20 protein-coding genes are annotated in these 24491 nt (G+C 71.5%); 14 read left to right on the forward strand and 6 right to left on the reverse strand.

The window, feature by feature from the left end; all coding sequences use genetic code 11:
• Nucleotides 1–45: 45 nt before the first annotated feature.
• Together AC1DT4_RS13575 and AC1DT4_RS13580 are read left to right on the forward strand one after the other, a co-directional pair.
• Entirely contained in the window at nt 46–393 is a 348-nt protein-coding gene (locus AC1DT4_RS13575) for a DUF485 domain-containing protein (RefSeq protein WP_477090325.1), read from the forward strand.
• Entirely contained in the window at nt 390–2048 is a 1659-nt protein-coding gene (locus tag AC1DT4_RS13580) for a solute symporter family protein (RefSeq protein WP_477090326.1), read from the forward strand. The genes AC1DT4_RS13575 and AC1DT4_RS13580 overlap by 4 nt, the downstream gene beginning before the upstream one ends.
• A 25-nt stretch (nt 2049–2073) precedes the next feature.
• Here AC1DT4_RS13580 and AC1DT4_RS13585 read toward each other — a convergent pair whose 3' ends face one another.
• Nucleotides 2074–2889 (reverse strand): class I SAM-dependent methyltransferase, encoded by an 816-nt coding sequence (locus tag AC1DT4_RS13585; RefSeq protein ID WP_477090327.1) that lies wholly within the window; start codon nt 2887–2889, stop codon nt 2074–2076.
• A 115-nt stretch (nt 2890–3004) separates the two neighbouring features.
• On the opposite strand from AC1DT4_RS13585, the gene AC1DT4_RS13590 reads away from it, so the two are divergent.
• The 8 genes from AC1DT4_RS13590 to AC1DT4_RS13625 all read left to right on the forward strand — a co-directional run bounded on the left by AC1DT4_RS13590 (nt 3005) and on the right by AC1DT4_RS13625 (nt 11955).
• A complete protein-coding gene (locus AC1DT4_RS13590; RefSeq protein ID WP_477090328.1) occupies nt 3005–4030 on the forward strand; it encodes a 6-phosphofructokinase in 1026 nt (341 codons plus the stop codon).
• A 231-nt stretch (nt 4031–4261) separates the two neighbouring features.
• The gene (rpsA, locus tag AC1DT4_RS13595) at nt 4262–5767 is read left to right on the forward strand and encodes a 30S ribosomal protein S1 (RefSeq protein WP_477090329.1); all 1506 of its coding nucleotides are present in this window, start codon (nt 4262–4264) and stop codon (nt 5765–5767) included.
• Nucleotides 5768–5847: 80 nt separating this feature from the next.
• On the forward strand, nt 5848–6477 hold the full coding sequence (coaE, locus tag AC1DT4_RS13600) for a dephospho-CoA kinase (protein WP_477090330.1): 630 nt from the start codon (nt 5848–5850) through the stop codon (nt 6475–6477).
• A complete protein-coding gene (gene pcp, locus AC1DT4_RS13605) occupies nt 6474–7112 on the forward strand; it encodes a pyroglutamyl-peptidase I (RefSeq protein WP_477090331.1) in 639 nt (212 codons plus the stop codon). Before coaE ends, pcp begins: the two co-directional genes overlap by 4 nt.
• Nucleotides 7113–7148: 36 nt before the next feature.
• Complete coding sequence (uvrB, locus tag AC1DT4_RS13610; RefSeq protein WP_477090332.1) at nt 7149–9257, forward strand: excinuclease ABC subunit UvrB; 2109 nt, start codon at nt 7149–7151, stop codon at nt 9255–9257.
• 22 nt (nt 9258–9279) lie between these two features.
• The gene (locus AC1DT4_RS13615; RefSeq protein ID WP_477090333.1) at nt 9280–9717 is read left to right on the forward strand and encodes a VOC family protein; all 438 of its coding nucleotides are present in this window, start codon (nt 9280–9282) and stop codon (nt 9715–9717) included.
• A 200-nt stretch (nt 9718–9917) separates the two neighbouring features.
• Nucleotides 9918–10925 (forward strand): TerC family protein, encoded by a 1008-nt coding sequence (locus AC1DT4_RS13620; RefSeq protein ID WP_477090334.1) that lies wholly within the window; start codon nt 9918–9920, stop codon nt 10923–10925.
• 10 nt (nt 10926–10935) lie between these two features.
• On the forward strand, nt 10936–11955 hold the full coding sequence (locus AC1DT4_RS13625; RefSeq protein WP_477090335.1) for a TerC family protein: 1020 nt from the start codon (nt 10936–10938) through the stop codon (nt 11953–11955).
• A gap of 4 nt (nt 11956–11959) precedes the next feature.
• Here AC1DT4_RS13625 and AC1DT4_RS13630 read toward each other — a convergent pair whose 3' ends face one another.
• Entirely contained in the window at nt 11960–12244 is a 285-nt protein-coding gene (locus AC1DT4_RS13630) for a YciI family protein (protein WP_477090336.1), read from the reverse strand.
• A 38-nt stretch (nt 12245–12282) separates the two neighbouring features.
• On the opposite strand from AC1DT4_RS13630, the gene AC1DT4_RS13635 reads away from it, so the two are divergent.
• The 3 genes from AC1DT4_RS13635 to AC1DT4_RS13645 are packed head-to-tail and all read left to right on the forward strand — an operon-like array spanning nt 12283 to nt 15696.
• Nucleotides 12283–13446, forward strand: coding sequence for an acyl-CoA dehydrogenase family protein (locus AC1DT4_RS13635; RefSeq protein ID WP_477090337.1), 1164 nt, complete (start codon nt 12283–12285; stop codon nt 13444–13446).
• 1 nt (nt 13447) lies between these two features.
• On the forward strand, nt 13448–13963 hold the full coding sequence (locus tag AC1DT4_RS13640) for a GNAT family N-acetyltransferase (RefSeq protein WP_477090338.1): 516 nt from the start codon (nt 13448–13450) through the stop codon (nt 13961–13963).
• A 44-nt stretch (nt 13964–14007) separates the two neighbouring features.
• Nucleotides 14008–15696 carry an AMP-binding protein gene (locus AC1DT4_RS13645; protein ID WP_477090339.1) on the forward strand — a complete coding sequence of 563 codons (1689 nt, stop codon included), beginning with the start codon at nt 14008–14010 and terminating at the stop codon, nt 15694–15696.
• Between the two features lie 5 nt (nt 15697–15701).
• On the opposite strand, the gene AC1DT4_RS13650 is transcribed toward AC1DT4_RS13645, so the two are convergent.
• From AC1DT4_RS13650 to AC1DT4_RS13660, 3 genes are all read right to left on the reverse strand, one after another.
• The gene (locus AC1DT4_RS13650; protein WP_477090340.1) at nt 15702–18323 is read right to left on the reverse strand and encodes an Ig-like domain repeat protein; all 2622 of its coding nucleotides are present in this window, start codon (nt 18321–18323) and stop codon (nt 15702–15704) included.
• A 123-nt stretch (nt 18324–18446) separates the two neighbouring features.
• Nucleotides 18447–19097 carry an MBL fold metallo-hydrolase gene (locus AC1DT4_RS13655; RefSeq protein ID WP_477090341.1) on the reverse strand — a complete coding sequence of 217 codons (651 nt, stop codon included), beginning with the start codon at nt 19095–19097 and terminating at the stop codon, nt 18447–18449.
• Nucleotides 19094–20917, reverse strand: a complete 1824-nt coding sequence (locus AC1DT4_RS13660; RefSeq protein ID WP_477090342.1) for a glycoside hydrolase family 15 protein — start codon at nt 20915–20917, stop codon at nt 19094–19096. The genes AC1DT4_RS13655 and AC1DT4_RS13660 overlap by 4 nt, the downstream gene beginning before the upstream one ends.
• A 107-nt stretch (nt 20918–21024) precedes the next feature.
• Here AC1DT4_RS13660 and uvrA point away from each other — a divergent pair, with 107 nt between their 5' ends.
• Nucleotides 21025–23913 carry an excinuclease ABC subunit UvrA gene (gene uvrA, locus AC1DT4_RS13665; RefSeq protein ID WP_477090343.1) on the forward strand — a complete coding sequence of 963 codons (2889 nt, stop codon included), beginning with the start codon at nt 21025–21027 and terminating at the stop codon, nt 23911–23913.
• A gap of 34 nt (nt 23914–23947) precedes the next feature.
• Here the strand turns inward: uvrA and AC1DT4_RS13670 are convergent, their stop codons facing one another.
• Entirely contained in the window at nt 23948–24454 is a 507-nt protein-coding gene (locus AC1DT4_RS13670; protein WP_477090344.1) for an OsmC family protein, read from the reverse strand.
• Nucleotides 24455–24491 lie beyond the last annotated feature (37 nt).

Genomic DNA, 24491 nt, shown 5'->3' on the forward strand with positions numbered 1-24491 from the left:
CACGAGCGGCAACGGAGCCGCTGACATCCCTCCCGGGAGGCGCTGGTGACCGACACCTTCGGAGATCGCGAGACCGACTACCAACGGGTACAGAACAGCGACGAGTTCCAGGCGCTGCGGCGCCGCTTCCGTCGCTTCGTCTTCCCGATGACCGCCCTCTTCCTCGCCTGGTACTTCCTGTACGTGCTGCTCGCTGACTACGCGCACGACTTCATGGCGACCAAGCTCTGGGGCAACATCACCGTCGGGCTGCTCCTCGGGCTGGGGCAGTTCGTCTCGACGTTCATCATCACGATGGTCTACGCGCGCTGGGCCAACAACAAGCAGGACCCCGTGGCCGAGCGCCTCCGCAAGCACATCGAGGACGGCGACAGCCTGGACGGTGTCGCATGAGCGCGTCGCTGACCACGCTGCTGCGCGCGGCCGAGACCGAGGACATCGGCAACCCGGCCGTCAACATCGCCATCTTCGGCGGCTTCGTCCTGATCACGCTGATCATCGTGTTCCGGGCCTCCCGCAACAACAAGACCGCGGCCGACTACTACGCGGCGGGGCGCTCGTTCACCGGGCCGCAGAACGGCACCGCGATCGCGGGCGACTACCTGTCGGCCGCGTCGTTCCTCGGCATCTGCGGCGCGATCGCGATCAACGGCTACGACGGCTTCCTCTACTCGATCGGCTTCCTGGTCGCGTGGCTGGTCGCCCTGCTGCTCGTCGCGGAGCTGCTCCGCAACACGGGCCGGTTCACCATGGCCGACGTCCTGTCGTTCCGGCTCAAGCAGCGCCCCGTCCGCATGGCGGCGGCGCTGGCCACGCTCACCGTCGTCTTCTTCTACCTGCTGGCGCAGATGGCGGGCGCCGGCGGCCTGGTGGCCCTGCTGCTCGGTGTCGAGGGCACCGTCGGCCAGGGCGTCGTCATCGCCGTCGTCGGCGCGCTGATGATCCTCTACGTCCTGGTGGGCGGGATGAAGGGCACCACGTGGGTGCAGATCATCAAGGCCGTCCTGCTCATCGTGGGCGCGGCGGTCATGACGGTCTGGGTGCTGGCGCAGTTCGGGTTCAACTTCTCGGACCTGCTCCAGGGCGCGATCGACACGGCGGGCGAGGGTGGCGAGTCGCTGATCGCACCCGGCAAGCAGTACGGCGTGAGCGCCATGAGCCAGCTGAACTTCCTCTCGCTGGCCCTCGCGCTCGTGCTGGGCACCGCCGGTCTGCCGCACGTGCTCATGCGCTTCTACACGGTCCCGTCGGCCAAGGAGGCGCGCCGGTCCGTCGTCTGGGCGATCTGGCTCATCGGCATCTTCTACCTGTTCACGCTCGTGCTCGGGTACGGAGCCGCGGCCCTCGTCGGGCCCGAAGCCATCAAGGCGGCACCGGGCGGCGTGAACTCGGCGGCCCCGCTGCTGGCGTACGAGCTGGGCGGCACCGTGCTGCTCGGCCTCATCTCGGCGGTCGCGTTCGCGACGATCCTCGCGGTGGTCGCGGGCCTGACCATCACGGCCGCGGCGTCGTTCGCGCACGACATCTACGCCTCGGTCATCAAGCGGGGCGAGGTCAAGCCCGACGGCGAGGTCCGGGTCGCCCGGATCACCGTGGTGGTCATCGGGATCCTCGCGATCATCGGCGGCATCTTCGCCAACGGCCAGAACGTCGCGTTCCTGGTGGCCCTGGCCTTCGCCGTCGCGGCGAGCGCCAACCTGCCGACGATCCTCTACTCGCTGTTCTGGAAGAGGTTCAACACCTCGGGTGCGCTGTGGAGCATCTACGGCGGGCTCATCTCCTGCCTGGTGCTCATCGCGTTCTCGCCCGTGGTGTCCGGCAAGGTCGACCCGGTGACGGGCCTGAGCCTGTCGATGATCAAGGACACCTCGGTCGACTTCCACCTGATCCCGCTGGAGAACCCGGGGCTCATCTCGATCCCGCTGGGCTTCCTCCTCGGGATCCTGGGCACCTACCTGAGCAAGGACAAGTCCAGCCCGGAGAAGTTCGCGGAGATGGAGGTCCGGTCGCTGACCGGCGCCGGCTCCGAGAAGGCGGTCGTGCACTGACGCTCGACCTCGGGCGGTCGACCTCTCAGGCCGGCCGCCCGAGGTGCGTCACGAAGATCGCGGTGCCGGGGATCCGCGCCCCGCGCACCGGCCCCCAGCCGCCCCAGGTGCGGTCGTGCCCCGCAGGCCACTCCGGCTCCACCAGGCGGTCGAGCACGAAGCCGGCCGCCACCAGCTCGGCGACGTGGTCGCCGAGGGTCCGGTGGTACTCGGCGTACAGCACGCCGCCCGACTCGCCCAGCTCGGCGTACGGCGTCCGGTCGAAGTACGACCGGGTGGCGGTCAGACCGGCCTCGCCGGGGTCGTCGGGGAACGCCCAGCGCAGCGGGTGCGTCACCGCGAACACCCACCGGCCGCCCGGGCGCAGCACGCGAGCGACCTCCGCGTGCACCCGGTCGGCGTCGGGCACGAACGGCAGCGCGCCGAACGCCGTGAACGCGACGTCGAAGGACCCGTCGGCGAACGGCAGCACCCGGGCGTCGGCCTGGACCAGGGGAGTCGTGCGGCCGACCTCGGCGTCGTACCGCGCTCCCGCGGCGAGCATCCCGGCCGAGACGTCGGTCGCGACGACGTCGACGCCCTGGCCCACCAGCCAGCGCGCGCACTGCGCGGCCCCGGCGCCGACCTCGAGCACCCGCGCACCGGTGAGATCCCCGAGCAGGCGTGCGTCGTTCTCGCGGACGCCCTCGGGGCACCAGCAGAAGTCGGCGGGGCCCAGGAAGGACCCGTGCTCGTCCAGGTACTCGTCGGCGTTCGCGTCCCACCAGCCGCGGCTCGCGGCGCCGCCCTCCGCGGCCGGGACGTCGAGGTAGCCGGCCTCGGCCAACGGGTCGTCATCCATAGGACCAGTGTCACCTCTGGGGCCTGGTGGACCTGGATACGCTGTCGGCACGGCAGCCCGACGATGCGCTCCGACAAGGCTCATGCGAGCCCCGCGACCATCAAGGGAGTGCCACGTGCGAGTCGGTCTGCTCACGGGCGGCGGCGACGTCCCCGGCCTCAACGCGGCGATCCGCGCAGTGGTCAAGCGTGGCGAGGGCGAGTACGGCCACACCATCATCGGGTTCCGGAACGGCTGGCGCGGGGTGGTCGACGGGTTCAGCCTGCCGCTGACCCGGCAGCACATCCGCAACCAGCTGGCGGTCGGCGGCACCCTGCTCGGCACCGCCCGGTACCACCCGCACGCGTCCGACGGCGGCCTCGACGCGGTGCTGTCCACGCTCGAGTCCGAGCGCATCGAGGCGCTCATCTGCATCGGCGGCGACGGCACGCTCCATGCCGCGAGCAAGGTGGCCGAGGCCGGCGTCCGCATCGTCGCGATCCCCAAGACCATCGACAACGACGTCTGGGGCACCGACCAGTCCATCGGCTTCGACACCGCGGTCTCCATCGCCACCGAGGCGATCGACCGCATCCACACCACCGCGGAGAGCCACAACCGCGTGATGATCGTCGAGGTCATGGGTCGGCACGCGGGGTGGATCGCGGCCACCTCGGGCATCGCCGGGGGAGCCGAGATCGTGCTGGCCCCCGAGGCGCCGTTCGACATCGACAAGATCGAGCGGTTCCTCAAGCACCGGCACCGCGCGCACGCCAGCTTCTCGATCATCGTCGTCGCCGAGGGCGCGGTGCCCGCACCGGGGACCTCCATGGACTACGAGACGCCGATGGGGAAGTTCGGTGACATCGTGGCGGGCGCCATCGGCGAGCGGCTCAAGGTGGAGATCGAGAAGCGGACGGGCTTCGACACCAGGGTCGTGGTGCTGGGCCACGTGCAGCGCGGTGGGATCCCGACGCACGTCGACCGGATCCTGGGTTCGCGGTTCGGCGTCGCGGCCATCGACGCCGCCAGCGCGGGCCAGTCGGACGTCATGACGGCGCTGCGCGGCGAGAGGGTCGAGATGGTGCCGCTCAGCGAGGTGGCGGGGAAGGTCAAGTACGTCCCCGACGAGCTGCTGGCGGTGGCCCGGGCGCTCGCCTGATCTGCTTTGACCTGCCCATCGTCACCCAGATAGGGTGGACGGCGGTGCCGCGCGCCTTGTTGCGTCGGCGTGTCCTCACTCGTACTGCTCGTGCGGGGGCTCTCTCCGGGGAGTCGAGGGCGTCCCATCAGATCGCGATCACCACACGCTCGTCCTACGCAGTTCACCCGTGCCGCCGGCACAACGCACAGCCCGAACAACATCCCTGTCCGCATCGGAGCCCATCCCTACATGAGCATCACCACCCCCGCGAAGCCCGCCACCCCGCAGGTCGCGATCAACGACATCGGCTCGGCCGAGGACTTCCTCGCCGCGATCGACGCCACCATCAAGTACTTCAACGATGGCGACATCGTCGAGGGCACCATCGTCAAGGTCGACCGCGACGAGGTCCTGCTCGACATCGGTTACAAGACCGAGGGCGTCATCCCCTCCCGTGAGCTGTCCATCAAGCACGACGTGGACCCCGGTGAGGTTGTCAAGGTCGGCGACGCAGTCGAGGCCCTCGTCCTCCAGAAGGAGGACAAGGAAGGCCGGCTGATCCTGTCCAAGAAGCGCGCACAGTACGAGCGCGCCTGGGGCACGATCGAGAAGATCAAGGAGGAGGACGGCGTCGTCACCGGCACCGTCATCGAGGTCGTCAAGGGCGGCCTCATCCTCGACATCGGTCTGCGCGGCTTCCTGCCCGCGTCGCTGGTGGAGATGCGTCGCGTCCGCGACCTCCAGCCGTACGTCGGCAAGGAGATCGAGGCCAAGATCATCGAGCTCGACAAGAACCGCAACAACGTGGTCCTGTCGCGCCGTGCCTGGCTCGAGCAGACGCAGTCCGAGGTGCGCTCCACCTTCCTGCAGACGCTGCAGAAGGGCCAGGTCCGGCCCGGTGTCGTGTCCTCGATCGTCAACTTCGGTGCGTTCGTGGACCTGGGTGGCGTGGACGGGCTCGTGCACGTCTCCGAGCTGTCCTGGAAGCACATCGACCACCCGTCCGAGGTCGTCGAGGTCGGCCAGGAGGTCACCGTCGAGGTTCTCGACGTCGACTTCGACCGCGAGCGTGTCTCCCTGTCGCTGAAGGCGACGCAGGAGGACCCGTGGCAGGCCTTCGCCCGCACGCACGCCATCGGCCAGGTCGTCCCGGGCAAGGTCACCAAGCTCGTCCCGTTCGGTGCGTTCGTGCGCGTCGAGGACGGCATCGAGGGCCTGGTGCACATCTCGGAGCTGGCCGTGCGCCACGTCGAGATCCCGGAGCAGGTCGTCCAGGTCGGCGACGACGTCTTCGTCAAGGTCATCGACATCGACCTGGAGCGTCGCCGCATCTCGCTGTCGCTCAAGCAGGCGAACGAGGGCTTCGACCCGGCCAGCGAGGACTTCGACCCCGCGCTGTACGGCATGGCGGCCGAGTACGACGACGCCGGCAACTACAAGTACCCCGAGGGCTTCGACCCGGCCACGAACGAGTGGCTCGAGGGCTTCGAGGCTCAGCGCGAGGTGTGGGAGGCGCAGTACGCGCAGGCCCACGAGCGCTGGGAGGCGCACCGCAAGCAGGTCGCCGACGCCGCGAAGGCCGACGCGGAGGCCGCCAGCGGCGCCGCCGAGGGTGCGACGTCGTCCTCCAGCTCGTCGAGCTCGTCCGCCGGCCCGGTGCCGTCGACGTACTCGTCGTCCACCGAGGAGGCCGCGGGCACGCTCGCGTCCGACGAGGCGCTCGCCGCTCTGCGCGAGAAGCTCACGGGTAACTGAACCCACCCGCTCGATGGCCGGTCACCTTCCGAGGTGGCCGGCCATCGGCGCACCTGCCCTCGGCAGGGCAGGATGGACAGATGCAACGCATCGGTCTGACAGGCGGGATCGCGGCCGGCAAGTCCGTCGCGGCACGGCGGCTGGGCGAGCTCGGAGCGGTGGTGATCGACTCCGACGTCCTGGCGCGCGAGGCGGTGGCCCCGGGATCGGCCGGGCTCGACGCGGTCGTCGAGGAGTTCGGGGACGGGGTCCTCGCCGCTGACGGTTCCCTGGACCGGGCGGCGCTCGCCTCGATCGTGTTCACCGATCGATCGGCCCGGGCGCGGCTCGACGCGATCGTGCACCCGATCGTCCGCCGGCTCTCGGCCGAGCGTGAGGCGGCGTCCGCGGTCACCGACCACGGGGCCGTCGTCGTGCACGACATCCCGCTGCTGGTCGAGACCGGGCAGGCCGACGCGTTCCACGTGCTCGTCGTCGTGCACGCCCCGGCGGTGCTCCGCGTGGAGCGGCTCGTGCGCCTGCGGGGCATGGAGCGCGCCGAGGCCGAGGCGCGGGTGTCCGCGCAGGCGAGCGACGACGAGCGCCTGGCCGTCGCCGACGTGGTCCTGGACGGCACCGGCAGCGACGACGACCTGCGCGCGCAGGTGGACGCCCTGTGGGACCGGCTCGCGGTCGAGCGCGCCGACGAGCTCTCCGCCGAGACCCCGTGACCCGGGTCCTGGTCACCGGTTTCGGGCCGTTCGACGGGCAGAGCACGAACGCGTCCTGGCTGGCCGTCACCGCGGTGGCCGCGCGCTGGACCGGTCCCGAGGAGCTCGCGGTGCGCGAGCTGCCGGTCTCGTTCCGCGGGGCGCGCCAGCACCTGCGCACCGCGATCGCCGAGGTCGAGCCGGACCTCGTCGTGTGCGTCGGGGAGGCCGGGGGGACGTCCGCCGTCCGGGTCGAGCGCGTGGCGGTCAACGTCATCGACGCGCGCATCCCCGACGTCGACGGCTCGGCGCCGATCGACGTCCCCGTGATCGCGGGCGCGCCGGCGGCGTTCTTCTCCACGCTCCCCGTCAAGGCGTGCGCGGCCGCGGTCCGCGACGCGGGCGTGCCCGTGGAGGTGTCGAACACCGCCGGCCTGTACGTCTGCAACGCGACGTTCTACGCGCTGCAGCACCTCCTCACGCCGCGGGCCGAGGTCAGGAGCGGGTTCGTCCACGTGCCCCGCAGCCCGGCCCAGGTGGCCGAGGGCGAGCCCGCCCTCGAGGTCGAGGACGCCGCCACGGCGGTCCTGGCGGTGGTCCGGGCGGCCCTGGAGACCACCGCCGACCTGCGCGTGTCCGCGGGCACCCTGGCGTAGCCCGCACGTGTCGGTGGTGGCACGTACGGTTGTGGCATGCGTCCAGTCACCGACCTCCAGCGGACCGTCGCGCCGTTCGAGGTGATCTCCGAGTACACGCCGTCGGGCGACCAGCCCAAGGCGATCAGGGAGCTGTCGGCCCGCATCAACGCCGGCGAGAAGGACGTGGTGCTGCTGGGCGCCACGGGCACCGGCAAGTCCGCGACCACCGCCTGGCTCATCGAGCAGGTGCAGCGTCCCACGCTGGTCATGGCGCCGAACAAGACGCTCGCCGCGCAGCTGGCCACCGAGTTCCGGGAGCTGCTGCCCAACAACGCCGTCGAGTACTTCGTCTCGTACTACGACTACTACCAGCCCGAGGCGTACATCGCGCAGACGGACACCTACATCGAGAAGGACTCGTCGATCAACGACGAGGTCGAGCGGCTGCGGCACTCCGCCACCAGCTCGCTGCTGACCCGCCGTGACGTCATCGTCGTCGCGTCGGTGAGCTGCATCTACGGCCTGGGCACGCCGCAGGAGTACGTCGACCGGATGGTCACGCTGTCGGTGGGCGACCGGGTCGACCGCGACCAGCTGCTGCGCAAGTTCGTCACCATGCAGTACACGCGCAACGACATGGCGTTCACCCGCGGGACGTTCCGGGTGCGCGGCGACACGGTCGAGATCATCCCGGTGTACGAGGAGCTCGCCATCCGGATCGAGTTCTTCGGCGACGAGATCGAGGCGATCGCGACCCTGCACCCGCTGACCGGCGACGTCGTGCGGTCGGAGAAGCAGATGCACATCTTCCCGGCCACCCACTACGTGGCCGGTCCGGAGCGCATGGAGCGCGCGATCAACGGCATCGAGCTGGAGCTGGAGGAGCGGTTGGCGGAGCTGGAGCGGCAGAACAAGCTGCTCGAGGCCCAGCGGCTCCGCATGCGCACCACGTACGACATCGAGATGATGCGGCAGATCGGTTCCTGCTCCGGCATCGAGAACTACTCGCGGCACATCGACGGGCGCAGCGCCGGCACGGCGCCGAACACGTTGATCGACTACTTCCCCGAGGACTTCCTGCTGGTCATCGACGAGTCGCACGTGACCGTGCCGCAGATCGGCGCGATGTTCGAGGGCGACATGTCCCGCAAGCGGGCGTTGGTGGACCACGGCTTCCGGCTGCCCAGCGCGACCGACAACCGCCCCCTGCGGTGGGAGGAGTTCGTCGAGCGGATCGGCCAGACGGTCTACCTCTCGGCCACGCCGGGCAACTACGAGCTGTCGATCTCCGACGGGGTCGTCGAGCAGATCATCCGGCCCACCGGTCTCGTCGACCCGCAGGTGGTGGTGAAGCCGACGACGGGGCAGATCGACGACCTGCTGGGGGAGATCCACGACCGCGTCGAGAAGGACGAGCGCGTCCTGGTCACCACGCTGACCAAGAAGATGGCCGAGGACCTGACCGACTACTTCCTCGAGAAGGGCGTCCGCGTCCGCTACCTGCACTCCGAGGTGGACACCTTGCGCCGCGTGGAGCTGCTGCGCGAGCTGCGGATGGGCGAGTACGACGTGCTGGTCGGCATCAACCTGCTGCGCGAGGGGCTCGACCTGCCCGAGGTGTCCCTGGTGGCCATCCTCGACGCCGACAAGGAGGGCTTCCTGCGGTCGGGGCGGTCGCTCATCCAGACCATCGGCCGTGCCGCTCGCAACGTCTCCGGCGAGGTGCACATGTACGCGGACCGGATCACGGACGGGATGGCGCAGGCCATCGAGGAGACGAGCCGGCGCCGCGAGCGGCAGGTCGCCTACAACCTCGAGAACGGCATCGACCCGACCCCGCTGCGCAAGAAGATCGGCGACATCACCGACCTCCTGGCCCGCGAGGACGCGGACACCGCGGAGCTGCTCGGGGGCGGCGGTCGGCAGACCAGCCGCGGCAAGGCACCCGTCCCGGGCTTCGGCTCGAAGAAGGGCGCGCCGCGCGACGAGCGGACGCGGCTCACGGGCGCGGCCGCCGGCGAGCTGGCGGACCTCATCCAGCAGCTGTCGGACCAGATGCACGCGGCGGCCGGAGAGCTGCAGTTCGAGCTCGCCGCACGGCTGCGTGACGAGATCTCCGGCATGAAGAAGGAGCTCCGGCAGATGCAGGCCGCGACGGCCTGAGGGCGACTGAGGAGGAACACCGATGGCGGTCCCGGTCCAGGTGACGTTCGACGCGGCGGACCCGGCGGCGCTCGGGCGGTTCTGGGGTGAGGTGCTCGGCTACGTCGAGCAGCCCCCGCCGGACGGGCACACCAGCTGGGACGCGTTCCTCGACACCCTCGGGGTGCCGCCCGAGGAACGGAACTCGGCGTACGCGGTGGTCGATCCCGACGGCGCGGGACCGCGGCTGCTGTTCCAGAGGGTGCCCGAGGGCAAGACCGCCAAGAACCGGGTGCACCTCGACGTGAACGTCGGCGCCGGCCTGGAGCGCGCCGACCGGCCGGCCCGCTGCCGCCAGAGGGCCGCCGAGCTCGCGGCGCTCGGCGCGACGCAGCTGCGCGAGTTCGAGGGCGAGGAAGGTCCGGGCTCGTTCTGGATCGTCATGACGGACCCCGAGGGCAACGAGTTCTGCCTGCAGTGAGCTCCTCCCGGTGGACGGTTCACAGCGCCGACACCTGCGTGCCCTATGCTTGCCGACGTTGAAGGGGAGTACCCCACACACGATCCCGTCGTCATCACGGACCCGCTCGCGCGGGGCCCGGCTGGATCGGTCCGCGACACTCCGGTGCGGGCGGGGGAGACCTTCGGTACCGAAGCAACTCTCGTACCGGAGGAATCTGCATGGACGTGGCCGGATGGGTCTGGGCAGCAACGGCGGTCTTCGTCGTCGGCCTGATCGTCTTCGACTTCTACGCGCACGTGCGCACCCCGCACGCCCCGAGCTTCTCGGAGTCGGCGCGCTGGTCGATCTTCTACATCGCCCTCGCCCTGGTCTTCGGGGTGGTCGTCGGCATGGCCTGGGGCTGGGGCCCCGGCACCGAGTACTTCGCCGGGTACATCACCGAGAAGAGCCTCTCGGTGGACAACCTCTTCGTCTTCCTCATCATCATGACGAAGTTCGCGGTGCCCCGGGAGTACCAGCAGAAGGTGCTCCTGGTCGGCGTCGTCATCGCGCTGATCCTGCGGACCGTGTTCATCCTGGCCGGCGCCGCCGCCATCGAGCAGTTCTCGTGGGTGTTCTACATCTTCGGCGCGTTCCTCGTGTACACGGCGGTCAAGCTGGCCCGCGAGCACCACGACGCCGAGCACCCGGACCCGCGGGAGGAGCGTGACGGCATCGCCGTGCGCCTGTTCAAGCGGTTCGTCCCGACGGTCGAGGAGTACCACGGGGACCGGCTGACGGTGCGGCTCGACGGCAAGCGGTTCTTCACGCCGATGCTCGTCGTCATGGTCGCGATCGGGTCCACCGACGTGCTGTTCGCGCTCGACTCGATCCCGGCGATCTACGGGCTGACCGAGGAGCCGTACATCGTCTTCACGGCGAACGCGTTCGCGCTGCTGGGCCTGCGCCAGCTGTACTTCCTCATCGGCGGCCTGCTCGAGCGACTCATCTACCTGTCGCAGGGGCTCGCGATCATCCTCGGGTTCATCGGCGTGAAGCTGGTGCTGCACGCCCTTCACGTCAACGAGCTGCCGTTCATCAACAACGGCGAGCCGGTGGCCTGGGCGCCCGAGATCCCCATCTGGCTGTCGCTCACGGTCATCCTCGGCACGCTCGTCGTGGCGACCGTCCTGAGCCTCCTGAAGACCCGCAGTGACGCGAGCATCGCGTCGAAGACCGAGAACTGAGGACCATCTCTTGCACGTCGACTCCCTCGTCTGGATCGTCTCGCTCGGCCTGGCCGGCGCGCTGCTCGTGGTCGACGTCGCCGTCGTCGGCCGCCGGCCGCACGTGCCGACGACCGCCGAGTGCCTGCGCTACCTGGCGATGTACATCGGCCTCGCCCTGCTCTTCGGTGGCTGGGTCTGGCTGCAGTGGGGCGGGGAGTATGCCGGCCAGTTCTACGCGGGCTGGCTGACCGAGTACTCGCTGTCGGTGGACAACCTGTTCGTGTTCCTGCTGATCATGGGCAAGTTCGCGGTGCCGCGGGCGTACCAGCAGACGGCGCTGCTCATCGGGATCATCCTCGCGCTGGTGTTCCGGGGGATCTTCATCTGGGCGGGCGCCGCGGTCATCGACGCGTTCAGCTGGGTGTTCTACCTGTTCGGCGCTTTCCTCGTCTGGACCGCCTGGAAGGTCGGGCGGGAGGGCGCGGCGGGCGACGACGACGAGTTCCACCCGCCGCTCCTGCTCCGGATCGTGCAGCGGATCTTCCCGGCGACGCCCGAGTACCACGGCGTGAAGCTCACCGTCGTCGAGCACGGCCGCCGGCTGATGACTCCGATGTTCGTGGTGCTGGTCGCGCTGGGTGCCACGGACCTGCTGTTCGCGTTCGACTCGATCCCGGCGATCTTCGGCCTGACCAGCGAGCCGTACCTGGTGCTCATGGCGAACCTGTTCGCCCTGATGGGCCTGCGCCAGCTGTACTTCCTGCTGGGCGACCTGCTCAAGCGCCTCGTCTACCTGAACATCGGGCTGGCGGTCCTGCTGGGGTTCATCGGCGTGAAGCTCGTGGCGCACGCGCTGCACGAGAACGAGGTCCCGTTCATCAACGGCGGCGAGCCCGTCCAGTGGGCGCCGGAGATCCCGATCTGGCTGTCCCTCTGCACGATCGTCGCGATCCTCACCGTGACCGCGCTCGCCAGCATCCTCAAGGTCCGCCTCGACGAGCGCTCCGCCGCGGCGGGGACGAAGCCGCCCGCGGACGTCACCGACTGACCGGTCAGGCGCTCCAGGGCCCGAGCACCGGCTCCCACGCACGCACCTCCGCGTCGGTCACCAGACCCTCGCGGGCGAAGGGGTCGGCCGCGAGGATCGCGTCGACGGCCGCCTCGTCGCCGGCCCGGAACACCAGCAGCGCACCCGGGGCGCCGTCGGCGAACGGTCCGGAGACGAGGAGCGCGCCCTGCTCGGCCAGGCCGGACAGGTAGGCGCGGTGCTCGGCGCGGAACACGTCGCGCACGTCGTCGCGCTCGTCGTAGGTGTAGCGGACGGCATAGGTGGGCATGGCGTCATCCTGCCCGAGCCGGTGGCAGAGTTGCTGACATGGCCCGCACGTTGCGCACGCTGCTCACCGACGACCTGCTCGAACGGATCCACGAGCGAGCACCGGGGCACGACCGCGAGAACACGTTCCCGCACGACGACCTCGCCGACCTCGTCGCTGCCGGGTACCTCACGGCCTTCGTGCCGGTCGAGCTCGGTGGCGCCGGCCTCACGCTCGAGGAGGTGGCGCGCGAGCAGGTCCGGCTCGCCGCCGCCGCACCCGCCACGGCGCTGGCCGTGAACATGCACCTCGTCGTCACCGGGTTGGCGGCGCTGCTGGTCGGGCGCGGGGACGCGTCGGTCGAGTTCGTCCTGCGCGACGCCGCGGCGGGGGAGATCTTCGCGTTCGGCAACTCCGAGGCCGGCAACGACCTGGTGATGTTCGGGTCGCGGACCCGCGCCGAGCGGCAGCCCGACGGCGCCTACCGGTACACGGGCACGAAGATCTTCACGTCGCTGTCCCCGGTGTGGACGCGGCTGGCCACCTTCGGGCTCGACGACTCGGACCCGGACGACCCGCGCCTGGTGCACGGGGTGGTGTCGCGTGCCGACGGCGGCGTGCAGACCCGTGACGACTGGGACACGCTCGGCATGCGCGCGACGCAGTCGGCCACGACCGTGCTCGACGGCGCCCTGGCCCGCGCCAACCGCGTCTACCGCTCCCTGCCGCCGGGTCCGAGCGCCGACCCGTTCGTGTTCGCGCTCTTCGCGGTGTTCGAGATCCTGCTCGGCGCGGTCTACACCGGGATCGGGCGGCGGGCGATCGAGCTCGGCGTCGCGGCGGCACGGCGCCGGACGTCGATGAAGTACGACGGCCGCGCCTACGCCCAGGACCCGGACATCCGCTGGCGGATCGCCGACGCCGTGCTGGCGCAGGACGGCGCGGAGCTGCAGGTCTTCGCGCTCGCGCGGGACGTCGACGAGCAGGTCGACCACGGGAGCCGCTGGTTCGCGCAGCTGGTCGGGCTCAAGGTCCGGGCCACCGAGTCCGCGCGCGTCGTCGTCGACAACGCGATCCGCGTCTCCGGCGGAGGCTCCTACTTCAGCGGCAGCGAGCTCGGCCGGCTGTACCGCGACGTCCTCGCCGGCATGTTCCACCCGTCCGACGACGAGTCCGCGCACGCCACGGTCGCGACGTCCGTCCTGGGACCGCCGGAGGCGTGACGTGGAGCTGCCGGACTCGCTGGACCTCGACGTCGACAGCGCCTCCGCGCGCCTGCGCGCGGTACGGGCCGAGGACTGGCCGCTCGACCACGCCCTGTCCCGGGTGCCCGACGTCCCGCAGTGGACGTACTACCCCGCCGATGTCGGCGTCGACGAGGCGCGGCAGCGCGTGGCTCGCAACCTGGCGAACCGTGCGGACGGGCGCGGAGGACGCTTCGTCGTCGAGCGCGACGGCACCGCGGTGGGCACCGCCGGCATCGTGCTGCGGGTCGACGGCCCGTACCTCTACTACGCGTTCCTGCCGGAAGGACGTGGCCTCGGCCTCGCGACGGCGTCGGTCCGGGCGCTCTCGGCGTGGGCCCTGACGCATGGAGCGGACCGCGTCTACGCCCTGACGATGCTCGAGAACACGGCGAGCGAGCGCGTGCTGGAGCGGGCGCGGTTCGTGCGCGGCGAGATCGAGGTGGAGGCCGACGGCCTCACGGTGACGCGCTGGTCACGCGTCGACGACGCATAACCTACTCACAAGTAACTTACGCAACCGTAGGTTACGATCGGGAGATGACCACCGTGGGATCAGGCCGACCGTCCGGAACCTCCACCGGCGCCCCGCGAGAGGTGGCGATCCCCGACGAGCCGCTGACGGCGGCCCTCGATCGCGCGGCCGAGCGATGGCCGGACCGGACGGCCGTGGACTTCCTCGGCGCCGCGACCACGTACCGCGAGCTGGCCGACGCCGTCGCCCGCGGCGCGCAGGTGCTGCTCGACCTCGGCGTGCGTCCCGGCGACCGCGTCGCCCTGGTCATGCCGAACTGCACCGGGCACGTCGTCGCGTTCTACGCCGCGCTGCGGATCGGCGCCGTCGTGGTCGAGCACAACCCCACGTACTCGAGCGGCGAGCTGGCCCACCAGCTGGCCGACTCCGGGGCGGTCGTCGCGCTGGTGTGGGAGAAGGCCGTGCCGCGCGTGCTCGAGTCGCTGCCGAGGACCGCGCTGAAGGCCGTCGTGGCGGTGGACCTGTCGGCCGACCTGTCCCGCGGCAAGCGCCTGGCGCTGCGCCTTCCGCTCCCGAGTGCGCGCAGGGCCCGCGCCGCGATGTGCGGGAAGGTGCCGCCCGCGTTCCCGATGTGGCACCGGCTGGTCGCCCGTGCGACCCCGCTCGACCCCGCGCACGCCGCGCCGGACGCGTCCGAGGTCGCGCTCCTGCAGTACACGGGCGGCACCACCGGGACGCCGAAGGGCGCCATGCTCACGCACCGGAACCTCGTCGCGAACACCGTCCAGGGCCAGGCGTGGACGGGCGCGACCCCGGGCACGGAGGTCGTCTACGGGGTCCTCCCGTTCTTCCACGCCTTCGGACTGATGCTCTGCCTGAGCTACGCGGTGCGGCTGGGCGCGACCCTCGTCGCGTTCCCGTCGTTCGACCCTGCCCGCGTGCTCGCCACCCAGAAGCGCGTGCCCGGCACGTTCCTGCCCGCCGTCCCGCCGATGCTTGACCGCCTGGCGGCCGCCGCGCGTGCGACCGGCGCGAACCTCACGTCCTTCCGCTACGCGATCTCCGGGGCGATGGCCCTGCCTGCCGCGACCGCGCAGGCGTGGGAGGCGGTGACCGGGGGACTAGTCATCGAGGGCTACGGCATGACGGAGACGTCGCCGGTCGCGCTGGGCAACCCGCTGACCGACGCCCGCCGCCCCGGCACGCTCGGCCTGCCGTTCCCGAGCACGAGCATCCGCGTGGTCGACCCGACGGACGTCACGCGCGAGGTCGACCCGGGCGAGCGCGGGGAGCTGCTGATCCGCGGCCCCCAGGTGTTCGCCGGCTATTGGCGGCGGCCCGACGAGACGGCGGAGCAGCTGCTCGACGACGGCTGGCTGCGCACGGGCGACATCGTGACGGTCGACGAGACCGGCTGGGTCGTGCTCGTCGACCGCATCAAGGAGGTCATCGTCAGCGGTGGCTTCAAGGTGTACCCGTCGCAGGTCGAGGACTGGCTGCGGACGATGCCGGGTGTCTCCGACGTCGCCGTCGTCGGCGTGCCCGGCGGGGACCTCGGCGAGACCGTGGTCGCCGCCGTGGTGCTGGAGCCGGGCGCGCGGGGCGTCGACCTCGAGGCCGTGCGCGCGTGGGGGGAGCAGCACCTCGCCCGGTACGCGCTGCCGCGCCGGCTCGTCGTGGTGGACGAGCTGCCCCGGTCGCAGGTGGGCAAGGTGCTGCGCCGCGTCGTGCGCGAGTCGATCCTCGAGGGCTGACCGGATCAGGTCGGAGTGGGGCCGCAGGTCATCCCGGCCGGCGGCGCGACGTAGGTGTACCGGGCGTTCAGGGTCGACGTCCCGGCGGCCGTCGTCACGGCGACCTGGACGGTGCTGGCGCCGTGCGGCGGGACCCGGACGGACAGGCGTGTGTCGGAGGTGACGCTGACCACGGTGGAGACCGCGCTGCCGAACGTGACCCTGGTCGCGCCGGTGAACGCGAAGCCGGTCAGCGTGACGTACCCGCGACCCGCCGTGCAGCCCGTCGCGGGGCTCACGCCTGTGACCCGCGGGAGCACCGTGGGCGGCGGGTTCGGGCAGGTGTGGCCCGCCGCGGGGGCGACGTACGTGTACCGGACGACGTCCGTCGTCGTGCCGCCGGGGGTGGTCACGGCGACCCGGACGATGCTCGCACCGTGCGGGGGTACCCGGACCAGGAGCGAGCTGGCGGAGACCTGGCGGATGTCCGCGCTCGGTGCCGAACCGAAGGTGACGGCGGTCGCGCCGGTGAGGCGCGCGCCGGTGAGCGTGACGTAGTTGCGGCCCGCCGTGCAGCCCGATGCGGGGGAGACCTTGGTGAGGGACGGCCGGGTGGCTCCGGTCGCGAGCGCGCGGGAGCCCGTCGAGCCCACGAACGTGTTGTTGCCGGCGTAGGTAGTGCTGAGCGTGTGCGAGCCCGCGGGCAGCGAGGTGGTGAACGTCGCGACGCCGCCGACCAGCGGGGCGTCGCCGACGCCGGTGCCGTCGACGAGGAGCGTGAGCAGGCCGCCGGTCGCCACCCCGTGCGTGGCGCCGACCGTCGCGGTGACGGTGAACGACGCCCCGGGCGCGGGGGCGGGCACCGAGGGCGTGAGGGTCACGGTCGTGGGGATGCGCTGGGACGTCACGACCACGTCGCCCGTGCTCTCGCCGGCGTAGTTGTGCGCGACGACGCGGCCCGCGCCGGTCGTGTTGTTGGCCGGCATCGTCACGTGCATCACCGTCGGGGAGTCGACCACGGCGTTCCCGCCGACGTTCCCGCCGATGGTGATCGTGGTCAGGTTGGTGAAGCCGGTGCCCGTGACCGTGAGGACCTCCCCGCCGAGCGGGGTGACGACGGCCGGAGAGACCGAGGTGACGGTCGGCGCGGCGATCGTGCCCTGCTGCATCGACACGGCGGACGACAGGTAGGTCGCGTCGCCGCTGTACGACGCCGTGAGGCGGTGCACGCCCGCGCCGAGGCCCGTCGTGTACGTGGCGACGCCGCCGACGACCGGGACGGTGTGCCGGGCCCCGCCGTCGATGCGGAACGTCACGGAGCCGGTCGGCGTCGGACCCACGGGCGGGGTCAGCGACACCGTGTACGTGAGGATGCCGCCCGCGTTGCTGCTGGGGTCGGCGGCCGTGATCGTCGGGTGGGCGTCGGACCGGGCGTAGTACGCCGCCTCGGCGCTCGACGAGCCCGCCGCGTTGGTCGCGACGAGCCAGGCGGTCCCGCCCACGTGCGGCGGCAGCGAGAACGTTGCGCTCGTCCCCGTTCCGTCGACGCTCCCCGAGATCGGGACGCCGTCGAGGGTGAAGGTCGTGCCAGCACCGAGCCCGCTGCCCTGGACGAAGAAGCTGCCGCCCGTCGTCGTCGACGCGTCGTCGTTCCCCGGGTTGAAGAGCGTCGGTGCGCCGGGCACGGCGGTCGGGGTCGTGAGCGCGGTCGTCGCGGCGCCGTAGGTGTCGTCGCCGGAGTAGACGACCGTCGGCGGCGACCAGGTGGAGTCCGGCGCGTACGTCAGGGTCGCGTGACCCGCACCGTCGAGCGCTACGGGCCCACCCGTCCCTGCGGTGTCCCGGACCGCGACCGTCCCCGTCGGCACGCCCAACCCGCCGGCGACGGTCACGTCAACGGTCGTCGGGATGCCGATCTGCGTGGTGGCGCTCCCCGTCGCCGTCACCGTGGCGGGAGCGGTGCCGGTCGGTCCGGCGAGCGTGATGCTCCCCAGGGACGTGTCGTTCCCCGGCTCGACGAGGTAGCCCGCTGCGGCGACTGCGGGGTCGGCGATCGCGATGCCGCGGAACGTGTACGCCGCCAGTGCGGGCAGGTGCCAGAAGCGGAAGCTCCCGTCGGCGGCCGTCGTGGCGGAGTAGCTGTAGTCCCACTGCCAGTTCTCGATCAGCAGGTTCCGCAGGGTGACCTCGACCCCCGCCGCCGGCGTCCCGTCCGGGTTGAGCAGGAGTCCCGAGATCGAGCCCCCGAGCTGGAGCGCGTAGCTCCCGATGCTCGTCGTGTTGCCCGGGTACGTCGTCAAGGACATGGGGGCGGTGTCGGGCGCCGACAGCCACGTCTCGGACACGAGGAAAGAGTCCGTCACCCCGGTGAACTGCAGGTAGTACTCGCCCGGCGGCACGGTCACGTCGAACGCACCGTCGGCCGCGGTGTCTTCGCAGACCTCCAGAGGCCCGTTGTACTCGAACGCGCACACGTGGAAGCCGGTCGCCGGTGTTCCGTCCGGGGCAACCAGCCGCCCTGCGATCACGGAGTCGTTCGGATCGGCCTGGGCCGACGTGGCGAGGGCGAGCGGCGCCCCCGCGACGAGAAGGGCGGCGACGACGAGGCGCGCGATCCTCCGGCGCACGGACGAGTGGTTGCCGCGCATGACTGCCCCCTGGTGCGTCGACGCCGGGCGGCCTGGCGAGCACCGCCGAGAGAGACGCTAGTGATGCGCGTGTCCGAGATGTCCGTTTCGGACAGAACTTCACCCGGTCGGGTGGTCGGCCGGTCACCAGCCGCGGGCGCGCCACTCCGCCAGGTGAGGCCGTTCGGCGCCGAGGGTCGTGCCGCGGCCGTGGCCCGGGTGCACGACGGTGTCGTCGGCGAAGCGGTCGAACAGCCGGGTGACGACGTCGTCGTAGAGCTGGTCGAACGCCGCCGCGTCCGTGGTGGCACCGACGCCGCCGGGGAAGAGCGAGTCGCCGGTGAACAGGTGCACGGGCCCGCCCGGCTCCTCGTAGGCCAGCGCCACCGACCCCGGGGTGTGACCACGCAGCGCGATGACCTGGAGCCTCGCCCGGCCGAGCCTGAGGACGTCGCCGTCATGGAGCCGCCGGGCGATCCGGATGTCGGTCGCCTCCGTGATCGCGTCGGCGTCGTCGGCACCCGCTGCCGCGTCCGCCCCGGTGACGGCGAGGAGCGAGGCGAGCGCGCGGTGGTGGTCGGGATGCCGGTGGGTGGTGACGACCAGCTCGAGGCTGCCGGAGCCCTCGTTGACGAGGGCGAGCAGACGGTCGGGGTCGTCCGCGGCGTCGACGAGCAGCTGGGCGCCGTCGCGCCGGCTCGTCAGCAGGTAGGCGTTGTTGTCCATCGGCCCGACGGACACTGTGCGGATCTCGAGCTGCTCGAGCGCGCTCGACGCCTGCGGGTCGCCGGTCATCGTCGCGCCCTCTCCATCGCGAGGTCGTGGCTGTGCACCGCGCGGACCAGCGCCAGGTGCGACAGGGCCTGCGGGACGTTCCCCGCCATCCGGCGGCCCACCGGGTCGTACTGCTCGGCCAGCAGCCCGACGTCGTTGGCCAGGGCCACGAGGCGGTCGAGCACCTCGGTCGAGCCGTCGACGTCGTCGGCGCGGGCGAGGGCGTCGGCCAGCCAGAACGAGCAGGCGAGGAACGCGTGCTCGTCGCCCGCGACGCCGTCGTCGGTGTGCTCCGTGCGGTAGCGGCGCAGCAGGCCGGGCGCGATCTCGAGCTCGGACCGGATCATGGCGAGCGTCGACACCATCCGCGGGTCGTCCGCCGGGAGGAAGCCGACCTGCACCAGCTGCAGGAGCGCCGCATCCGTGTGCTCGGCGCCGTACGCCTGCACGAACGTCCCCCGGTCGGCGTCCCACGCGTGGGCCAGGACGTCCGCGTGGATGGCGTCCCGCTCCGAGCGCCACCGGTCGACGGGGCCGTCGAGGCCGTGCCTCTCGGTGGCGCGGACGGCGCGGTCGACCGCCGCCCAGGCCATGACCTTGGAGTGCGTGAAGTGCTGCGGGTCGCCGCGGACCTCCCAGATGCCGCGGTCCGGCTCGCGCCAGCGCGTGAGCAGGTGGTCGACGAGGTGCCGCTGCAGCGACCAGGAGTCGTCGGTCTCGTCGAGGCCCGCCTCGCGCGCCATCTCCAGGGCGCACATCACCTCGCCGAGCACGTCGTTCTGCACCTGGCCCACGGCGGCGTTGCCGATGCGGACCGGCCGCGAGCCCGCGTACCCCGCGAGGTGGCCCAGCTCGCGCTCGGGCAGGTCCCGCCCGCCGTCGACGCGGTACATGATCTGCAGGTCGGCGGGGTTGCCTGCGACGGCCCGCAGCAGCCAGTCGCGCCACTCGGTGGCCTCGTCGCGGTAGCCGTGCTCGAGCAGCGCCTCGAGCGTCATCGCGGCGTCGCGGAGCCAGCAGTAGCGGTAGTCCCAGTTGCGCTCGCCCCCGAAGTCCTCGGGCAGCGACGTCGTCGCCGCCGCGACGATCCCGCCGGTCTCCGAGTCCGTCAGCGCGCGCAGCACGAGAAGCGACCGGACGACCGCCTCCCGGTAGGAGCCCGTGTACCCGCAGCTGCGGGCCCACAGGCCCCAGCCGATGCGGGTGCTGTCGATCCGGTCCTCGATGGTCAGCCGGGGAGGCACCGGGTCCCACGACCGCGTCCAGGTCAGCGCGAGCTCGACGGACTCGCCCTGCCGCAGCGTGAACCGGTCGGCGTGCCGGTGGTCGTCGGGAGTGGGTAGCCGGTCCCCACGCAGCAGCAGCGAGTCCGGCCCGGCGATGGCCCGGATCGCGTCGTCACCTGCGTCGTCGGTGATGCGTCGCACCCACGGCTCGACCGCGCCGTACCCGAACCGCACGATCCACTCGTGCTCGACGTCGACGCTGCCGCGGGTGCACACGAGCCGCCGCACGAGGTCGGACCGGCCGTCGTTGAGCGGCATCGTCTCCTGCACCACCGCGGTGCCGGCGGCCGTCTCGTACGTCGTCTCCAGGACGAAGGAGTCGTCCAGGTAGCGCCGGGTCACCGAGGTCGCGTCCCGCACGGACAGCAGCCAGCGGCCGTTGTCCGGCGAGCCGAGCAGGCGCGCGAAGCAGGCGTCGGAGTCGAAGGTGGGCAGGCACATCCAGTCGATCGAGCCGCGGCGGGAGACCAGCGCTGCGGTCTTCCCGTCCCCGAGCACCGCGTAGTCCTCGATCGGCACCAGCGGGGGGTCGACGACGGCGTCGGGTCTGTCCACGTGCCGAGCATGGACCGGGTCCGGGGGAGCGGCACGTCGGCCGGGTGTGCGTTCGCTCACGTCGAACAGATGTGCGATTGTCAGTGTCGGCACGTAGACTCCCCGCCGTGAACGAACGACTGGTGGTGCAGGGCGCCCGCGAGCACAACCTTCGGAACGTCGACCTCGATCTCCCGCGCGACAAGCTCATCGTGTTCACCGGTCTGTCCGGGTCGGGGAAGTCGTCGCTGGCGTTCGACACGATCTTCGCCGAGGGGCAGCGGCGGTACGTCGAGTCCCTCTCGGCGTACGCCCGGCAGTTCCTCGGGCAGATGGACAAGCCCGACGTCGACTTCATCGAGGGGCTCTCGCCCGCGGTGTCGATCGACCAGAAGTCGACCAACCGCAACCCGCGCTCGACGGTCGGCACCATCACCGAGGTCTACGACTACCTCCGCCTGCTGTACGCGCGCGCCGGCACCCAGTACTGCCCGATCTGCGGCGAGCGCGTCACGGCGCAGACGCCGCAGCAGATCGTCGACCGGCTGCTCGAGCTGCCCGAGGGCACGCGCTACCAGGTGCTGGCCCCCGTGGTCCGCGGTCGCAAGGGCGAGTACGCGGACCTGTTCAAGGAGCTGCAGAGCAAGGGCTTCGCCCGCGCGCGCGTGGACGGCGAGGTCGTGCAGCTCACGGACCCGCCCACGCTCGAGAAGAAGCTCAAGCACGACATCGAGGTGGTCATCGACCGCCTCGTCTCGCGCGAGGGCGTGCAGCGCCGGCTCACCGACTCCGTGGAGACCGCCCTCGGCCTGGCCGGCGGGCTCCTGGTCGTCGAGCTGGTGGACGCGGACATCGACGACCTGAACCGGGAGCGTCGCTTCTCGGAGCACCGCGCGTGCCCGAACGACCACGTGCTGGCCCTCGACGAGATCGAGCCGCGGACGTTCTCGTTCAACGCGCCCTACGGCGCCTGCCCGGAGTGCACGGGCATCGGCTCGCGTCTCGAGGTCGACCCGGACCTCGTGGTCCCCGACGAGGACCTCTCGCTCGACGAGGGCGCGGTCGCGCCGTGGTCGCAGATCTCGAGCGAGTACTTCGGCCGCGTGCTGAGCGCGCTGGCCTCGGACATGGGCTTCTCCACCTCGGTGCCGTGGCGCGCCCTGCCGCAGCGCGCGAAGGACGCGGTGCTGCACGGCCAGAACCACGAGGTCAAGGTCCGCTACAAGAACCGCTGGGGCCGCGAGCGCCAGTACTCGACCGGTTTCGAGGGCGTCATCACGTTCCTCGAGCGCCGGCACACGGAGACGGACTCGGACTGGAGCAAGGAGAAGTACGAGGCCTTCATGCGCGAGGTGCCGTGCCCGGTGTGCGAGGGCGCGCGGCTCAAGCCCGAGGTGCTCGCGGTCCGCGTGGGCGGCAAGTCGATCGCCGAGGTCTGCGCGCTGCCCATCCGGGAGGCGCGGGGCTTCCTCGACTCTCTCGAGCTGGGCGAGCGCGAGCGGGCGATCGCCATGCAGGTGCTCAAGGAGATCCAGGCGCGGCTCGGCTTCCTGCTCGACGTCGGCCTCGACTACCTGTCGCTGACGCGCCCGGCCGCGACGCTGTCCGGCGGCGAGGCGCAGCGCATCCGCCTGGCGACGCAGATCGGCTCCGGGCTGGTCGGCGTGCTGTACGTGCTGGACGAGCCGAGCATCGGGCTGCACCAGCGCGACAACCGGCGACTCATCGACACGCTCACGCGCCTGCGGGACCTCGGCAACACGCTGATCGTCGTCGAGCACGACGAGGACACCATCCGCACCGCCGACTGGATCGTCGACATCGGCCCCGGCGCCGGCGAGCACGGCGGTCGGGTCGTCCACTCGGGCGACCTCGCCGGACTGCTCTCGTCCGCCGAGTCGGTGACGGGCGCCTACCTGTCCGGCCGCCGGACCATCCCGATGCCGAGCGTGCGCCGGCCCACGGACAAGAAGCGCCAGCTCACGGTCGTCGGCGCGCGCGAGCACAACCTGCAGGGGATCGACGTGTCGTTCCCCCTCGGCGTGCTCACCGCGGTCACGGGCGTCTCGGGCTCGGGCAAGTCGACGCTCGTCAACGCGATCCTCTACACCGTGCTCGCCAACGAGCTCAACGGGGCCCGGCAGGTGGCCGGCCGGCACAAGCGCGTCACCGGTCTGGAGCACCTGGACAAGGTCGTGCACGTGGACCAGGGACCGATCGGGCGCACTCCGCGGTCCAACCCGGCCACGTACACGGGCGTCTGGGACCACGTCCGCCGCCTGTTCGCCGAGACCACCGAGGCGAAGGTCCGCGGCTACACGCCCGGCCGGTTCTCGTTCAACGTCAAGGGCGGTCGCTGCGAGGCGTGCTCCGGCGACGGCACCCTGAAGATCGAGATGAACTTCCTGCCGGACGTGTACGTCCCGTGCGAGGTCTGCCACGGCGCGCGCTACAACCGCGAGACGCTCGAGGTGCACTTCAAGGGCAAGACGGTCGCCGACGTGCTCAACATGCCGATCGAGGAGGCCGCGGAGTTCTTCGCCGCGGTGCCCGCGATCTCCCGGCACCTGCGCACCCTGGTCGACGTCGGGCTCGGGTACGTGCGGCTCGGCCAGCCCGCCCCGACCCTGTCGGGCGGCGAGGCGCAGCGTGTCAAGCTCGCGGCCGAGCTGCAGCGGCGGTCGACCGGGCGCACGATCTACGTGCTCGACGAGCCGACCACGGGTCTGCACTTCGAGGACATCCGCAAGCTGCTCGGGGTGCTGCAGTCGCTCGTCGACAAGGGCAACTCCGTCATCGTGATCGAGCACAACCTCGACGTCATCAAGAACGCCGACTGGGTGATCGACATGGGTCCCGAGGGCGGCAGCGGCGGCGGCCTGGTCATCGCCGAGGGCACGCCCGAGCACATCGCCTCGGTCGACGAGAGCCACACCGGCCGGTTCCTCGCCGAGGTGCTCGAGCCCGTCGCGCAGCCCGTCAAGCGTCGGGCGGTCAAGCAGCGCGTCCCGGCGTGACCGGTCGGGCCGCGCGAGGGCGAGCCGTCGCGGCTCAGCCGGCGACGGCCATCCGGACCGGGACAGGCTCGTGCCGGACGGGGAAGTTGACGGAGCGGGAGATGAAGCAGTGCTCGTGCGCCTGGTGATGGATGCCGCCCAGCACGGCGTCCGTGACCGCGCCGCCGTCGGGCAGGTGGGCGCCGGGCGCCACGGTCACGCGGGGCCGCAGGACGACCTCGCGGAACTGACCCTGACCGGCGGCCTCGATGCGCATCGTGCCGACGGCCTTGTCCTCGTACCCGACGACGACCACGCCGGCCACCGCCGCCAGGTGCAGGAACCAGAGCATGTGGCACTGCGCCAGTGCGCTGACCAGGAGCTCCTCCGGGTTGTAGCGGGACGGGTCGCCGCGGAACGCGGGGTCGGACGAGCCGAGCAGCGGCGGCTTCGAGCCGATCCGGACCTCGTGGTCCCGGCTGTACGCGGTGTAGCTCGACGTCCCGGCGGCACCGGCGCCGGTCCAGGTGACGTCGACGGAGTAGGTGTGGAGGGGGCCCATCGGTCCACGGTAGCGGCGACGGCTCGGCTGCGGGGCG

Source organism: Cellulomonas sp. P4_D11 (assembly GCF_056401915.1).

Excerpts from the sequence above, each read along its gene's own strand:
- AC1DT4_RS13580 (WP_477090326.1), top strand. The coding sequence starts at position 390 with ATGAGCGCGTCGCTGACCACGCTGCTGCGCGCGGCCGAGACCGAGGAC.
- AC1DT4_RS13585 (WP_477090327.1), bottom strand. The coding sequence starts at position 2,889 with ATGGATGACGACCCGTTGGCCGAGGCCGGCTACCTCGACGTCCCGGCC.
- rpsA (WP_477090329.1), top strand. The coding sequence starts at position 4,262 with ATGAGCATCACCACCCCCGCGAAGCCCGCCACCCCGCAGGTCGCGATC.
- coaE (WP_477090330.1), top strand. The coding sequence starts at position 5,848 with ATGCAACGCATCGGTCTGACAGGCGGGATCGCGGCCGGCAAGTCCGTC.
- uvrB (WP_477090332.1), top strand. The coding sequence starts at position 7,149 with ATGCGTCCAGTCACCGACCTCCAGCGGACCGTCGCGCCGTTCGAGGTG.
- AC1DT4_RS13615 (WP_477090333.1), top strand. The coding sequence starts at position 9,280 with ATGGCGGTCCCGGTCCAGGTGACGTTCGACGCGGCGGACCCGGCGGCG.
- AC1DT4_RS13620 (WP_477090334.1), top strand. The coding sequence starts at position 9,918 with ATGGACGTGGCCGGATGGGTCTGGGCAGCAACGGCGGTCTTCGTCGTC.
- AC1DT4_RS13630 (WP_477090336.1), bottom strand. The coding sequence starts at position 12,244 with ATGCCCACCTATGCCGTCCGCTACACCTACGACGAGCGCGACGACGTG.
- AC1DT4_RS13635 (WP_477090337.1), top strand. The coding sequence starts at position 12,283 with ATGGCCCGCACGTTGCGCACGCTGCTCACCGACGACCTGCTCGAACGG.
- AC1DT4_RS13645 (WP_477090339.1), top strand. The coding sequence starts at position 14,008 with ATGACCACCGTGGGATCAGGCCGACCGTCCGGAACCTCCACCGGCGCC.
- AC1DT4_RS13650 (WP_477090340.1), bottom strand. The coding sequence starts at position 18,323 with ATGCGCGGCAACCACTCGTCCGTGCGCCGGAGGATCGCGCGCCTCGTC.
- AC1DT4_RS13655 (WP_477090341.1), bottom strand. The coding sequence starts at position 19,097 with ATGACCGGCGACCCGCAGGCGTCGAGCGCGCTCGAGCAGCTCGAGATC.
- AC1DT4_RS13670 (WP_477090344.1), bottom strand. The coding sequence starts at position 24,454 with ATGGGCCCCCTCCACACCTACTCCGTCGACGTCACCTGGACCGGCGCC.